This window comes from Pseudomonas sp. 2(2015) (assembly GCF_000955865.1).
Lineage (GTDB): Bacteria > Pseudomonadota > Gammaproteobacteria > Pseudomonadales > Pseudomonadaceae > Aquipseudomonas.
The window spans coordinates 276-580 of sequence record NZ_JYOF01000055.1 but is presented as its reverse complement, the minus strand read 5'-3'; the positions used below and the strand labels follow the sequence as shown (position 1 = coordinate 580).

The following is a 305-nucleotide window of genomic DNA, read 5'->3' as shown; positions in this document are numbered from 1 at the left end:
CTGCGCCTTCTCGTCGCCATCGACGGCAGCGAAGGCGACCTTGCTGCTGTACTTGTCGGTCTTGTGGCGCAAGCCGAAGCGACGGGTCAACGTGTCGAGGTGGTTGGCCTCGAAGTTGAACTTCTTGCGGGCCGTGAGGAGGGTGTCGAACTGCTTGAAGGGCTCGGGCTCACCGAGCCCCTCCAGCGCGAACTCCCCCTGGAGGTGGGGCACATCGAACGATGTGCTGTTGTGGCCGACGACGAGGTCCGCCTGCGAGAGCATGTCGTGCGCGTTCTGGAGGAACGCTGCGCGGCCACCCTCCT

The 305-nt window shown here is 64.9% G+C and carries 1 protein-coding gene; it reads right to left on the bottom strand.

The features are described 5' to 3' along the window. Positions 1-305: ribonuclease H-like domain-containing protein (locus tag UB48_RS26900; RefSeq protein ID WP_045202431.1), on the bottom strand; the 305-nt coding region annotated here is incomplete at both ends.